The sequence below is a fragment of the Enterocloster aldenensis genome (genome assembly GCF_003434055.1).
Taxonomy (GTDB): domain Bacteria; phylum Bacillota; class Clostridia; order Lachnospirales; family Lachnospiraceae; genus Enterocloster; species Enterocloster aldenensis.
The window spans coordinates 42,100-56,603 of sequence record NZ_QVEX01000007.1; the positions used below are offsets into that span (position 1 = coordinate 42,100).

At 50.5% G+C, this 14,504-nt stretch carries 11 protein-coding genes; 8 read left to right on the forward strand and 3 right to left on the reverse strand.

Annotated elements, in window-relative coordinates:
- The first annotated feature begins 3 nt into the window (after positions 1-3).
- From DWX59_RS15420 to DWX59_RS15455, 8 genes are all read left to right on the forward strand, one after another.
- Entirely contained in the window at positions 4-498 is a 495-nt protein-coding gene (locus tag DWX59_RS15420; RefSeq protein ID WP_117560111.1) for a LeuD/DmdB family oxidoreductase small subunit, read from the forward strand.
- 12 nt (positions 499-510) lie between these two features.
- Complete coding sequence (gene preA, locus DWX59_RS15425) at positions 511-1,710, forward strand: NAD-dependent dihydropyrimidine dehydrogenase subunit PreA (RefSeq protein WP_117560112.1); 1,200 nt, start codon at positions 511-513, stop codon at positions 1,708-1,710.
- Between the two features lie 12 nt (positions 1,711-1,722).
- Positions 1,723-2,979 carry an FAD-dependent oxidoreductase gene (locus tag DWX59_RS15430; RefSeq protein ID WP_117560113.1) on the forward strand — a complete coding sequence of 419 codons (1,257 nt, stop codon included), beginning with the start codon at positions 1,723-1,725 and terminating at the stop codon, positions 2,977-2,979.
- Between the two features lie 37 nt (positions 2,980-3,016).
- On the forward strand, positions 3,017-4,399 hold the full coding sequence (locus tag DWX59_RS15435) for a dihydroorotase (protein WP_165640934.1): 1,383 nt from the start codon (positions 3,017-3,019) through the stop codon (positions 4,397-4,399).
- 22 nt (positions 4,400-4,421) lie between these two features.
- The gene (argF, locus tag DWX59_RS15440; RefSeq protein WP_166460237.1) at positions 4,422-5,414 is read left to right on the forward strand and encodes an ornithine carbamoyltransferase; all 993 of its coding nucleotides are present in this window, start codon (positions 4,422-4,424) and stop codon (positions 5,412-5,414) included.
- A 372-nt stretch (positions 5,415-5,786) separates the two neighbouring features.
- Positions 5,787-7,220 carry a sodium:solute symporter family transporter gene (locus DWX59_RS15445; RefSeq protein ID WP_166460238.1) on the forward strand — a complete coding sequence of 478 codons (1,434 nt, stop codon included), beginning with the start codon at positions 5,787-5,789 and terminating at the stop codon, positions 7,218-7,220.
- Between the two features lie 27 nt (positions 7,221-7,247).
- Positions 7,248-8,438 carry a CaiB/BaiF CoA transferase family protein gene (locus DWX59_RS15450; protein ID WP_117560117.1) on the forward strand — a complete coding sequence of 397 codons (1,191 nt, stop codon included), beginning with the start codon at positions 7,248-7,250 and terminating at the stop codon, positions 8,436-8,438.
- A 20-nt stretch (positions 8,439-8,458) separates the two neighbouring features.
- On the forward strand, positions 8,459-9,349 hold the full coding sequence (locus DWX59_RS15455; RefSeq protein ID WP_117560281.1) for a hydroxymethylglutaryl-CoA lyase: 891 nt from the start codon (positions 8,459-8,461) through the stop codon (positions 9,347-9,349).
- A 104-nt stretch (positions 9,350-9,453) separates the two neighbouring features.
- On the opposite strand, the gene DWX59_RS15460 is transcribed toward DWX59_RS15455, so the two are convergent.
- The 3 genes from DWX59_RS15460 to DWX59_RS15470 all read right to left on the reverse strand — a co-directional run bounded on the left by DWX59_RS15460 (position 9,454) and on the right by DWX59_RS15470 (position 14,477).
- Positions 9,454-11,181, reverse strand: a complete 1,728-nt coding sequence (locus DWX59_RS15460) for a Na/Pi cotransporter family protein (RefSeq protein WP_117560118.1) — start codon at positions 11,179-11,181, stop codon at positions 9,454-9,456.
- Between the two features lie 279 nt (positions 11,182-11,460).
- Positions 11,461-12,948: a M81 family metallopeptidase gene (locus tag DWX59_RS15465; protein ID WP_117560119.1), complete on the reverse strand. Its 1,488-nt coding sequence runs from the start codon at positions 12,946-12,948 to the stop codon at positions 11,461-11,463.
- Between the two features lie 35 nt (positions 12,949-12,983).
- Positions 12,984-14,477 (reverse strand): xylulokinase, encoded by a 1,494-nt coding sequence (locus DWX59_RS15470; protein WP_117560120.1) that lies wholly within the window; start codon positions 14,475-14,477, stop codon positions 12,984-12,986.
- Between the last annotated feature and the right edge of the window lie 27 nt (positions 14,478-14,504).

Below are 14,504 nucleotides of genomic sequence, written 5' to 3' on the forward strand. Positions count from 1 at the left end.
CATATGGAATCTCAGATTAGAGGAAAAGTATGGAAGTTTGGGGATGACATTAACACGGATATCATATCCCCTGGTGAGTATATGGACGCCAGTTATGAGGAGATTGGAAAACATGCCATGGAGCGGGCATACCCCGGTTTTTCCGATGCCATAGAGAAAGGCGACATTATTGTGGCGGGAGAAAACTTCGGGCCTGGTTCCAGCCGGGAGACGGCCCAGATTGCATTGCTGTATGCAGGGGTGGGAGGCGTCATTGCCAAGAGCTTTGCCAGAATATTTTTCCGCAATTGCATCAATGTGGGATTTCCCGCAGTAACATTTTCCGAGACAGAAAAATTGAATCAGGGAGATGAAATCATAGTGGATCTGCAGAACGGAACCATAGAAAATCTGACCACAGGCCAGACCTATCATGGAAGCCGTCTGCCGGATCATGTATTAAGTATTGTGGAGGATGGAGGATTGAGGAATCATCTGAAAAGGATACTTGGAAAATAAGGAGGGAAGATTATGCCATCAACACTGAAAGTCAATTTTGCCGGTGTTGCCATGCCAAACCCATTCATGCTGTCATCGGCGCCTCCAACCACAAATGTGGAAATGGTTGCCAGATGTTTTGAGGCCGGCTGGGGCGGCGCTGTTTTAAAAACATTGGCCTATCAGGTCAGCCAGGCCCAAAATGTGAATCCCCGCATTACGGCGGTCAGGAGTGCGGATAATGAAATCCTTGGTTTTACCAATTTTGAATTGGGAAGTCCCAAGACCATTGAAAAATGGGCAAAGGATACAGAATGGCTGAAGAAGCATTTTCCGGAGCATGGCGTATGGGTAAGCCTGCTGCATACCGAGGGCCTTGTGGAGGCACAGTGGCGGGAAGTTACCAGGATGTTTGACGAGGCAGGGGCAGACGGCTTTGAACTGAACTTTTCCTGCTCACATGGCATGGCGGAGTCCGGAGGGGGAGCGGCCATTGGCGGCAACGAGGAGATGATCAGGAAAGTCACTGGCTGGGTCAGGGAGGAAACCCTAAAACCGGTCATGACCAAGTTACCTGCAATTGTCCAGGATATTCCCGGAAAGGCAAAAGCAGCGCAGGAAGCAGGGGCTGACGCCATTGCATCCATTAACACGTTGAACAGCCTGCCTGGAATTGACATCCATAGCTTTGTGCCATATCCCAGCGTGGATGGATGCAGCGCGTTCCAGGGATTGAGCGGCGCTGCCATCAAGCCGGTGGCCCTGCGGACCGTGGCCCAGATTGCGGATTCCGTCCAGATTCCGGTATCTGGCATTGGCGGGATTTCTAATTGGAAGGACGCCGTGGAGTTTATTGCAGTGGGCGCATCCTCCCTCCAGGTCTGTTCCGCGGTGATGCACCATGGTTACCGGATTATTAATGACCTTAATGCGGGATTGCTGAACTATATGGAGGAAATGGGGTTTGAGTCAATCAATGATTTCTGCAAAAAGGCGCTGCCCCACATTTTCCGGCACAATGACTTAAACCGGGCGTATAAATTATACAGCAGTCCGGATCCGGAAACATGTATTGGCTGCGGGCGTTGTGTTGCTGTCTGCCAGGACAGCGCTTACAGTGCGATTCACCTGGATGAAAATAGGATTGCGGTAGTGGACAGGGAAAAATGCGATGGCTGCGGATTATGTTATGGAATCTGTCCGGCACAGGCCATAACCATGGCGCGGAAATAGGAGGTGGGAAGTATGACGAATGGAATCAAACAGACCTTTGGTGAAATCCAGGAGGAAGCAAAGCGCTGCCTGTATTGCGTGGACGCGCCCTGCCAGAAGGGCTGTCCGGCCAATGTGGATGTGGCGCAGTTTATACGCCATCTCCGTTATGGGGATGTGAAGAGCGCAAAGCGGGTAATCAAAGAAGCCAATCCTTTGGGCGGCATATGCGCAAGCCTCTGTCCCAGCGAAAATCTGTGCCAGAAGAATTGTACCAGAAACCGTTGCGGGACACCTGTCCATATCCGGGATTTACAGAAGTTTGCTTGTGCAAATGGGCAATACCGGCCAGTATTGGCCCCGTTAAACGGAAAAAAGGTGGCTGTTATCGGCGCGGGTCCTGCAGGTCTGGCATGCGCTGCCTCATTGGCGGCCCTGGGGTATGAGGCGGATGTCCTGGAAGCGGATTCCAATGCCGCAGGGGTTGTATCCCGTGAAATTCCGGGTTCCCGCATCAGCATGGATGTGATTGCGGACGATTTGGGAGAACTTCCGGCTGACCGTATCCACATAACGTATAACCGCAGGGTCACATTGGATGAGATGATGGGCGGTATTTCAGAACAATATGATGCGGTGTTTATGGGCGCAGGATTGGGCAGGGACCGCATCAGCGGCGTGGAGATTGGGGAAGGAGCTCCGGTTGTGGGCTGTTCCTCATTTCTGAAGGACCTGAAGGACGGGACCATAAAAGAACTGTCCGGAACGGTCTGTGTAATCGGCGGGGGAGACTCTGCCATAGATGCCGTACGGTGCAGCCTGGATGCGGGCGCTGAAAAGGCAGTGCTGGCTTACCGGCGTTCCCGTCTGGAAATGCCGTCCTGTGATGAGGAGTTCATCCATGCGGCTTTGGAAGGGAGCGGGTTTATGTATCTGGTATCCCCTAAAAACATTTCCCTAAAAGGGGAGGAGGCGGAGATTACATTTGTACGCAACCGGATGACAGCCTGCCCGGATGAAGGGGACAGGACCCGTACGGGACGCAGGCGGTTTGAGGCCATACCTGGCAGTGAATTCGTTATGAAGGCCTCCCTTGTTGTGTTGGCAATAGGAAAAGTGGCGGATATGGAACTGCCGGAGGGAAACGTGGACCCGGACACGCTGCGTGTGGAGGGAACCAACTGTTTTGCCGGCGGAGACTGGTACAATGGAGGCGCTACTGTGGTCCAGGCGGTGAGCGATGGGAAAAAGGCGGCCGCGGCCATGGATTCGTATATCAGGAACCATTAAAATAAATGCCCAGCCAAGCGGGCAGGAGGAGATGGCAATGAATGATTTAAATATTGTCCATGGGGTGATTGTAAGGCCCGAAGGCTGTTTTCAGGGCAATATAGAGATTCGGGGAGGGAAAATCATACGGGTGTGTCCTGTCCGGGAACCGGTTAATCCAGCCCGTGACACAGTGGACGCTTGCGGCCTGTTGGTTTTTCCGGGATTGATAGACAGTCATGTCCATATCCGGGGAGGAAGGTTTTCTTACCGTGAAGACTTTGCCTCCGGCACAATGGCGGCGGCGGCGGGAGGGGTGACTACAATTGTGGAAATGCCGGTTGCATTGCCTCCTGCCTCACGCAAAGAGGATTTTGTGGCAAGGGTCCAGGAGGCGGCGCCCCAGGTTTATGTGGATTACGCCATGTATGGCGGAGCCGGATCCGATAATCTGGAAGAAATACCATGCCTTGCAAAGGCAGGGGCCATGGCATATAAAACATTCCTGATGCCTCCGGTGCCTGGACGGGAAAAGGAATTTTACGGCTTGTGCAGCGAGACAGAGGAAGCGCTTGCGCGCGTCATGGAGAAGGTGGCTGAAACAGGCAGGCTTTTGGCAGTACATAGTGAGTTGAACCAGTACGTACAGGCACAGACTGAAAAAGAGATGAAATCCGGTCATAACGGACTGAAAGCCTTTTGCAGGTCCCGTCCAGTGGAAGCGGAAACCGAGGCGGTCAGATGGGTAATAACCGCTGCGCAGAAAACAGGCTGCAGGGTGTCTGTCTGCCACGTAAGCACGCCTGAGGCAATATGCATGATACAGGAGGCCCGTGCAAAAGGGGTGGACATCCATGGGGAAACATGTCCTCAGTATCTTTTATTTCATGAGGACAGCGGGGAACATGCCGGGGTATTCGCCCGTATGAAGCCTCCGCTGCGGGACAAGGCAAGGATGGAGAAGCTTCTGGGGTTATACGCTGAGGGAGCCTTCGAGCTTACAGGCAGCGACCATGCGCCCTATCTGAAAGAAGAAAAACTGAAAAACGGACCGGATATATGGCATACCTATGACGGGGTTCCCGGGCTGGAGCTTTCTTTTCCGCTATTAATGAACGCGGTTGCGGACAGCCGCCTGACCCCGGAGGCAATTGCCCGCAGCATGGCACAGAAGCCCGCGGCTGTTCTTGGGATTCCGGGAAAAGGAAGGATTGAGGAGGGGGCGGACGCGGATTTCGTACTTGTCAGAAAGTTAGACGTGCCAAAGCCTCTAAAGATAACGGAACTGTTTACAAAATGCCGTGACAGCGCGGTTCTTTATCAGGGAATCCCGATGCACTATACGGTTGAGGAAACCTATGTCCGGGGAAAACAGGTCATTCACAAAGGTAACATTACAGGGAAACCAGGCTGGGGAACATTCGTCAGCCATGAAATATAACAACATTCATAGGAGGTATTTTATGAGAACAGACATGAGAGGTAAGGATTTTGTAACACTGATGGATTTCACGGGTGAGGAAATTGAGACAATCCTGGAAGTAGGGTTTGACTTAAAACGCCAGAACGCCGTGGGAGCGGAACACGAATTATTAAAGAACAAAACCCTGGGAATGATTTTTGCACAGCCTTCCACCCGCACCCGCATATCATTTGAAACAGGAATGACCCAGCTTGGGGGACATGCCCAGTATTACAGTGAAGATAATATGCAGCGAAAGAATAAAGAGACCTGGGATGATACAGGCCTGGTAATCTCACGGTATCTGGATGCCCTGATGGTGCGCCTCTACGACCTGGAAAAATATGGGATGGCAAGGGACATTATGGAGCAGATCCGAAGGGCCACCACGATTCCGGTTATCAACGGGCTGGATGATAAGGAACATCCCTGCCAATGCATGGGAGACCTTATGACCATCCAGGAAAAGCTTGGGTCTGGCTGGAAGAAGAAAAAAATCGTGATGTCCTGGGCTTATTCTGACAGGGTAAAGTCACCGGGCGTGCCCCAGGCCATGCTCCTTGCCTGCAGCCTGCTGGGCGCGGACCTGACGCTGGCCCATCCAAAGGGATATGAGCTGGATGAGGAATATATGGATTTTGCCCAGAAGGCATATCAGAAGAGCGGCGGTGCCTTAAACGTTACCAATGATATTTATGAGGCAAGCACGGATGCGGATATTATTTACGCAAAGAGCTGGGGCAGCACCAGGGGCATGGGCAAGGAGGAGGATAAGGAGTACCGCAGGCAGTTTGCAAAAGACTGGTGCATTTCCGACAGGCATTTTGAACTGGCTAAACCGGTTTCTTATTACATGCATCCATTGCCGGCAGCGCGTGGGGAGGAAGTGACGGACGCTGTTATCGATGGTTCGCACTCCATCGTATATGACCAGGCGGAAAACCGGCTTCACGCTCAGAAGGCGATTTTAGCCCTGCTGATGAAGAGAAAATAAAATAGGAAGTCCCCGGCAGAAGCCCCCCACTGTCAGACATCGGGCAGTGTGGCCTTCTGTCGGTTAAGTAATCGATTACATGAACGTATTGGGCTGAAACAGGGTGAATAAAAAGGAGGATGACTATGATTTTTGGATTACCATTTCCCACATATTTAGGTTGGTTTTTAGGACCTATCCTCACCATTGGAACTGCCGCTGTATGCATTGCGGCGTATTTAAAATATAGGAAGCATAATAAATAGGCATTGGGAACAGCAAGGTAAAGAATCCAGGAATTGTGACGTGGTATAAGAGTAAGGGGTGAAAAGTATGTTATCAGGAAATCTCGCATTAATCGGATTTATTGTTTTAACAATTTACATTATTGGTATGTTATTCATTGGATTTTACTGTAACCGGAAGTACACAAACAATCTAAATGGTTTTCTCACCGGAGGGAGGAGCCTGGGGCCATGGATATTTGCCCTGACCTATGGCTCCACGTACCTCAGTTCATCCACATTTATTGGCAATACGGGAACTGCCTACAAGGCAGGGCTGGCCTATCTGATGATGCCTCTTGCCCAGGTCGTCCTGCTTCCCCTTGGCCTGCTGCTGTTCTCCCATGGCCTGCGCAGGGCTTCCGTGCGCCTGCAGGCCATGACCATACCCGAGTATATCAGCAAACGCTTTAAGTCCTCCGCGGCGGGTGGGATTGCCTCAATTGTGATTATTATTTTTATGGTGCCTTACATGGTGGGGATTGTAAAAGGCGGCGCCCTGTCCCTGGCACAATTATTTGGGATTTCTTACGGCATTGCAGTAATCCTGGTTTCCGCCGTGGCATGCGTGTATCTGATTTTTGGCGGATATATGGCGCGCTGTTATACGGATGTAGTACAGGGGCTTATGATGGCCTTTGGTATGATGGCGGTCCTGATTGCCGGATTTTGCATTATAGGCGGACCTTCCGCCATATCTGCCGGAGTGGCTGCAAGCGATCCGGCGCTTCTGGAAACACCAGGGCCCATGGGTTGGAGCAACCTGTTCCTGTTCTCCACCGTGTATGCGTTGACTCCATGGGGGCTTCCGCAGCTTGTACAGACAAACTTTACGATTAAAGACCGAAAGACCGTATATGTTTCCTCTATCCTGCTGTCAATATGGCTTGGGGCAATCCTTTGGGGCTCCATGATAATCGGCAACATGGGCCGCGCATATTATGGGAACGCATTTATAAACAACGTGGATGCGGTTTTTCCATCCATGGTGCTGGAGTTTTTCCCCAACGTAATCGGGGCCATTGTCATCGTGGCAGTGATTGCGGCCTCCATGTCTACCATTGACGGGGTGCTGATGACAAGCGGCAGCGCCTTCGGGGTGGATATCTACAAGAAGTTCCTGAAGAAGGAGGCAACGGACAGGCAGGTCATGAACGTTACCAATATCATGATGTTTTCCATTATGATCGTGGTGGTTATCTGGGCCTTCAATCCCCCGGAGATGATATCATTGTTCTCTACATTTGCTTTTTCTGTGATTGCGGCCACGCTTATTGTTCCTGTATTTGGGGGCACGTATTTTAAATCCGGCACCAGGGCGGGATGCGTGTCGGCCATGCTTGCGGGATGTTTTGGCACATTGTTCTGGTACACGGTAAAACCCGGAGGCGGATTTATCCTGGGAATGCCGCCCTTTGTTGCAGGAGCGGTCCTGTCCATTATTGTATATGTAATTGTAAATAAGAAATCGGAACCTTTGCCAAAGGAATTTGTAGAGGATTTATTCTCCAAGGAAGCAGAAGAAGACGCTTATGCAGAGTGACAAAACAAAAAATGGAGGAAGAAAATAATGTCTGGTTTATTGGAAGGTGTAACTGTTTTGGATCTTACCCGTGTGCTGGCCGGCCCCTACTGCGGCATGATTATGGCCGATATGGGGGCAAAGGTGATTAAAGTGGAACAGCCCAAAGGGGGGGATGACAGCCGCAGCATGGGTCCGTTCATCAATGGGAACAGTGTTTACTATACGAATTTTAACCGCAGCAAATTTGGCTGTACCTTGAATTTAAAGGCGCCTGAAGGAAAAAAGATGTTTTTGGATATGGTCAAAAAGGCGGACGTGGTAATTGAAAACTACCGCCCCGGCACAATGGAAAAGCTGGGGCTGGGGTATGAGGTGCTGAAGGAAGTGAATCCAGGACTGATTTACGGCGCTGTTTCCGGATTCGGACATACAGGCCCATGCAGGAACCGGGCGGGGTATGATATTATCGGGCAGGCCGTGGGGGGACTCATGAGCACCACCGGCTGGCCCGGAGGCGAGGCCACCCGCACAGGTACGCCCATGGGCGATGTGTTGGGCGGACTTAACATGACCATCGGCGTATTGGCCGCATTGGTAAATAAGCAGAGAACGGGCAAAGGTGAAAAGGTGGACGTGGCCCTTGTGGATTCCGTGGTTTCCGCCATGACAAACATCACCATGATTTATTTGGCGGAGGGACGTGTTCCCCAGCGTATCGGAAACCGGTATGAGTCTACATATCCCTATGATTCATTTCCGGCCAGTGACGGCAGCGTGATTATTGCAGCTGGAAATAATAAGCTGTATGCAATGCTGTGTGATGTCATGGGCAGGCCGGAATTAAAGGAAGACCCGGATTTCCTGGATATCAAGGACCGGGTGGAAAATCATGAAAAAATGCGGGAAATCATTTCCGCGTGGTCAAAGCAGTATACGGTGGATGAGGTGGTGGATGTTCTCAATGAAGCCGGCGTGCCTTCCAGTCCTGTGAACACCCTGGACCGGGTTGTGGCGGATCCGCAGATTGCCAAGTACCGGGAAATGTTTCCTGAGATTGAGCAGCCGGGCATTGGAAAAATCAGGGTAACGGCCAGTGCACAAAAGCTGACAGAGACAAAATCCTTCCCCCGCAAGCCAGCCCCGCTATTAGGTGAGGATAATGCCAGAATATATGGGGAACTGCTGGGGTTGGATGAAAAGCAGGTAGCCGTGCTAAAAGACAAGGGTGTTATTTGACAGTGAAGGGAGTTGGTTTTGTGGACAATAAAGTGGAGATAATCGAGGTAGGACCCAGGGATGGATTCCAAAGCGTGGCCTGCGCGCATATTCCTTTGCAGGAAAAGCTTGAATTGATAGGGGACCTTGTATCGGCCGGGGTCAGGCACATGGAGTTTACTTCTTTTGTAAGCCCCAAAGCAATCCCGCAACTGGCGGATGCGGGGGAAATAACAAAAGCTGTTCTTGAAACATACCCGGATTTGGATATGTTTGCCCTGGTGCCAAACCTGAGGGGAGCTAAAAATGCATATGAGTCGGGCCTGCAAAAGGTCTGCTATGTTGTTTCCCTGAGCGCGTCCCATAATCAGGCCAATATCAACAGGACCCATGAACAATCGCTGGCTTCTTTCAGGGAAATAAAAGATACATATCCAGATATGGAAATAATTGTGGATCTGGCAACTGCATTCGGATGCCCCTTTGAAGGGAAATACAGGAATCCATATAGAGTAAAGGAATTTTTGAAGGACTATGTGGAGGCTGGGATGAAAACATGCTGTCTGTGTGACACCATAGGGATTGCGGATCCTGCGCAGGTGAAGGGGCTGATTGCAGTGCTGCAGGAAGCTTATCCGGATTTGGGACTGATGGTGCATTTTCATGATACCCGAGGCAGCGGACTGGCCAATAGCCTGGCAGCCATTGAGGCGGGGGTGGTCCGGCTTCAGTCAGCCTTAGGCGGCCTGGGAGGCTGTCCCTTTGCGCCTGGAGCCTCCGGGAACCTTTCCACAGAGGATTTGGTATGGGTATTGGAGGAGATGGGCTATGAGACAGGAATCTGTTTCCACGAACTTCTTAAGACTGCAAAAAAACAGGCTGGAATGATTCAGGGAAATTATAGCGGACATCAAATCCATATTAGGGATTAGAGTGGCGCTGCGGCAGGTATTAAGAAGAATTAGTGCGGCGGTACGGTTGATTTTTAGATGGAAAAGGGCCAGGTGTCTGGCTCTTTTCCACTGTAAGTTCCTTTTTAAATGGCTGGTCTGATATAGTCTTTTTCCTCCCCAAGCTTGGCAAGCGCGCGTGCAATATTAAATACATGGTCGCCGATGCGTTCGTAGTCCGTAAGGATTTCTGAATACAGGATGGAAGTCTCCACATGGCATTTTCCATTTCCCATACGGTCAATCTGGTTGGAACGGTACAAGAGGGTCTTTTCATCTATTTCCTGTTCCAGGAGCGCGGCCTGTTCCAGCAGGGACACGTATTCCTGGGACTGTGCCTGATTAAGGGGTAAGGTTTTATCCGCCGGCAGGGCCTGTGTGCCAAGGCTGCTGGCAGCAAGGTTCTTTGCGCTGCAGACAAGGTTTATGGCGCGCATGCTGGAGGCCCTCATATCTGCCAGTTCCTCCTGGGCCTGGGCCGACAGCTCCAGCCCCCGGTCCATCATGGTCCGGGCATAACCAGCAATATTCTTGGCATGGTCGCCTATACGCTCCACATTACCGCTGATGGTGAATATACGGCGCAGCGCATCCACCTCGGCCGGGTTGTGTTCCACGGTCAGGACCTTGGAAATCCTTCTGGAAAGCCGGGCATTGGAAAGGTCGATTTCTTCCTCGCGTTTTAGGATCTGTTCCAGTTCATCCGCGCTTTTTTCACGGAATGCAAGAAAGCCCTTGTCGATATTTTCAGCTGCCAGGGAAAGCATCTGGCTGACTTCCTCCATCAGCTGTTTCCGTGCGATGACTGAGACGCCAAGCACATGTTCGGAGGCCAGAAGCTCTTCAAACCAGTGTTCTTCATCCGCCGGCTTCCCGGGCCTGTCAGGAAGCAGCTTTTCGGAAAGACGCGCCAGCTGCGAACCGAATGGAAGCAGGAGCAGGGTGGTTACAAGATTGAACAGTGTATGTACGTTGGCAATCTGGGCAGCCGGATTGCTTGGGGTGAAGGCTGCCACCCAGCTGGTAAAGGGAATCATGATACAGACAATGGTAAATACAGTGGTGCCTATGATATTAAACATCAGGTGGATCAGGGTGGTGCGTTTTGCATCCCTGTTCGCGCCGATGGAGGCCAGCACGGCCGTGATGCAGGTGCCGATGTTCTGGCCGAACAGAACAAAGACAGCGCTGTCGATTCCAATCAGCCCGCTGACAGCCAGGGCCTGCAGGATTCCGACAGATGCGGATGATGACTGGATGATGGCTGTAAAGCCTGCGCCGGCCAGGATTCCCAGGAGGGGATTGGAGAATTTGGTCATGAGCCTTACAAATCCTTCTGAATTGCGCAGAGGTATCATGGCAGCGCTCATCATGCCCATACCCAGGAAAAGGATGCCCAGTCCGGCCACGATTCCGCCTGCAAACTGGATTTTTTTCTTTTTAACAAACAAAATCAGGGCAACGCCCACAAATGCAATCAGGGGAGCAATGGCCCCGATATCCAGGGCAATCAGCTGGCCTGTGATAGTGGTGCCGATATTGGCGCCCATGATGATCCATACAGCCTGTTTCAGGGTCATGAGCTGGGAATTCACAAACCCCACTACCATGACGGTTGTTGCGGATGATGACTGGATGATTGCAGTGATTCCGGCGCCCACCAGCACTCCAAGGAAGCGGTTGGCAGTCAGCCTTTCCAGAATCTGCTTCATGCGGCTGCCCGCAGCTGCTTCCAGGTTGGTGCTCATCATCTGCATTCCATATAGGAATAGTGCCAGCCCTCCCAAAAGGCTGAAAAACGATTCAATACTCAAAATGATTCCTCCTCTAAAGTTGTAGATTATTTCAAAAAGACATAGCCTGCATCCGTGTAAACGAGTGCAGGTTATGTCTTCTTAATTACATAGACATATTAAAATATAACTCAACAGGAATGTGATTAGCATCGCATCCGTCATCCATAGGTATGTCATTTCCTTTCTGCCACATGTAGGTTAAGTACTGGCCCTGATGGCATTATATGGGGACGGCAGGGCAGATGTCAATCGTATGGACGTAATATTAACGATACTTTAATGGAGGAATCCCTATCTTTAATATACAACTTCAATCATATCCTCTGATATTTCCTCAAAAGGATAGAACTTCTTTGGCAGCTTCTTAAAATCCAGCCTGCACAAATCAGCAGTAGCGGCTCCCGGCGTATCGGCATAAACAATGTGTTGGGAAACCGTCCTGTAACCAGCTTTAAAAGAAGTACAGGCCTTAACAACAATCAGCTGGTATAATAATGGTTCAATCCCAAAATGGCGGTAAAGCTGCAGATCGCCTGGACCCAGCAGGAAATCAGATGTGACAATCACGTCCGTATTCCCAACCTTCAGTACGGCTGTCCGGCCAAGGTTATTTTTGAGCCCTTTTTTTGCAGGACCTTCCTGTAAATATATCCCGTCATGAAGCGACTGTACATAGGCATCTGTTTCAACTGGCTGTGTATGGACTTTGTCCAGGGAAGCGCCAATCAGAAATCTTCCGGTATTCCCAACCCCAATTTGAAACGCTTTTTCCACCGCAGGTTTACAGCAAAGCGCCATACCTGCCTTTATGGCGGAACGGCATTCACGGATTACCTGCAGGACATATGCGCTGTCCCCACACGCGCCTGCATTAGTGGAGTCGGCAGAGTCTACTAATAGGATGGGGGATTCATCCGCCCGGTTTTCTGCCAGTTGGATTACATCCTTTACAGAACTCAGGGCAGGCTTTAACTGATGACGCATACGGACCAGCTTTTGTGCAAACTCCAAGGCCCTTGTATCGTCCCTGTGTTCTGATATGGTAATAACAGATGAATTCCCGTTTTCTACATCCAGCCAGGGCTGCATCTGGAAAATGGAAAAATCAGTCAGTTCATTTGAATCCACAAGGGATTCCCCCAACCCAACCAGATCTGCAAATGGACCATCCAGGGTAGTAAAGCCGCTGGCGGGAACAATCATGGGTATTGTGACATACCTTCTATATAAGGGACGCTCTTTTTTGATGCCTGCCAGACAAAGCCTGGCTGCCCGTGTGCCTGTATCGTAAAAATCTACATGAGGGTATGTATGGTATCCGCAGAGAAAGTCTGCATTTTGTACCATTTTTCTGGTTACATTGGCATGCAGGTCCAGGGAAACAGCGATTATGGTGTCTGTTCCCACAATATTCCTTATGGTTTCCAGTATGTCACCGCATACATCATCGGATTCCACTGATTGCGTGGCACCGTGAAGTGAGAGACATATTCCGTCTAATGGAAGATTGGCTTTTAAAATATGTGAGACAGCCGTAACGAATTCGTCTGTTACCTCTTTTTGTACAGGACCTCCTGCATTGGCCCACATACGGTAGGTGGGAAGGATGTCCGCGCCATCCCCGGACAGTGCGTCAACCATTCCTTTCAGCGCGCAGGATGCGTCTGCAGAATGAATCATTTCCCAGCCCTTATGGATTCCGAATACCTCATAGTCCTTTCTGGTACTTGGGAACGGATTAAAAGAATTGGTTTCCTGGTGAAATTCACCGATGGCAATTTTCATGATGTTTCCTCCATTGCAGTTTTCATATCTGTTTCCTAATAAACGCCGTTGATTTCACTGTACAGATCCTTTAAGGCAGGAAACAGCTTTATGTAGACATTATACAGCTTATCATAGATTTGTGCATGTTCTTTATTGGGTATGAATGTCCTTTCAATACGCACATCCTTGTAGATGGCATCATAATTTTCAAGCAGGCCCAGACCAACCATGGCACAGTAATATGCTCCGATTGCGCCAGTATAGCGGGGACTTTCAGGTACCTCAACCGTAATCTGCAGTACATCTGCAAGCATCTGCATCCATATGTCGCTTACTGCTCCGCCGCCTACTACACGGATGCTGGAAAGCGTCCGTCCTGTTTTCTTTTCGTAAGTCTGCAGGTAGGACCTGTGTGTGTAACAGATGCTTTCCATGACGGCATGGACCATATGCCTGCGGTCATGGCTGGAGGTGATGTTTAAGAACAGGGCCTTGGCATTCTTGGCCAGAGGAGGAAGTTCCCCTGTGAGCCAGTGGGTAGCAATCAGGTCCCCGCTTCCGGCGGGGATATCCTCCAGCTGCTTGTCTACAAATCCGAATATGTCGGCTCCGAGAATATTGCGTTCCACATGATAGAACTGGCTAAGAGCCCAGTCAAAGGCATAACATCCTGTCTGAAGTGCAAAGAGGGCGCCTTCAAATTCCTGGTTGAAGGTGAAGTACTGGGGCGCGTATCCTTCTTTGCGCGTATCCTTGATATCCACCAGCCATGAGGATGTTCCGAAGTATATATGCACCATATCCTTCTGACAGCAGCCGGTTCCGACGGTTATGGCAGGAAGATCCCCGAAACCGCCGAACACGGCTATATCGGGCACCAGGCCCAATTCTTCCGCGGCCTGGGGGGTTATCTTACCTACTTCTTCCGTGGCGGGCTTGATAGGTGGGAATTTATGTATGTCATCCCCTAATCCGGCGGCGGCAAGAATCCGGTCATAGTATTCCTGCATATGGGGATTATATGCATGGATGAAGTCATCCGATGGCTCTGTGACGAACTGGCCGGTAGCCCTCCATTTGAAATAAGTATTCAGGCCCATGATCCGCTCTGCCCTGTTCCAGATATCAGGCTCGTTTTCCTTGAGCCACATAAGGCGGGGCCAGTATTCCTGTCCAGTCCCAACAAAGAAACCGGCTGCTTCATTCAGTCTGGCAGCCTGTTTGGCAGCCCTTGAATCCATCCATATGATGCTGTTTCTCAGTACCTGCCCATCCTTTCCTACCGGTATGATGTTTTTCCAATGCGCCACGAATACCAGGCCTGTTATGCTTTGAGGAGAAATCCCCTGCTTTTGGATTACATCCTTAGTTGTCTGGCAGATACGTCCCCAAAGCACCTCCGGTTCCTGCTCCGCCCATTCGGGATAAGGCTGGATCAGGGGATTGTCAGCCCTGGATTCTCCTATTACTGTTCCATCCATACGTATCACTACGGTCTTGACTGCGGTTGTACCACAGTCATAAGCCAGCATATATTTTTCTTCCATTCCACATTCTCCTTTATGAATTTGAAT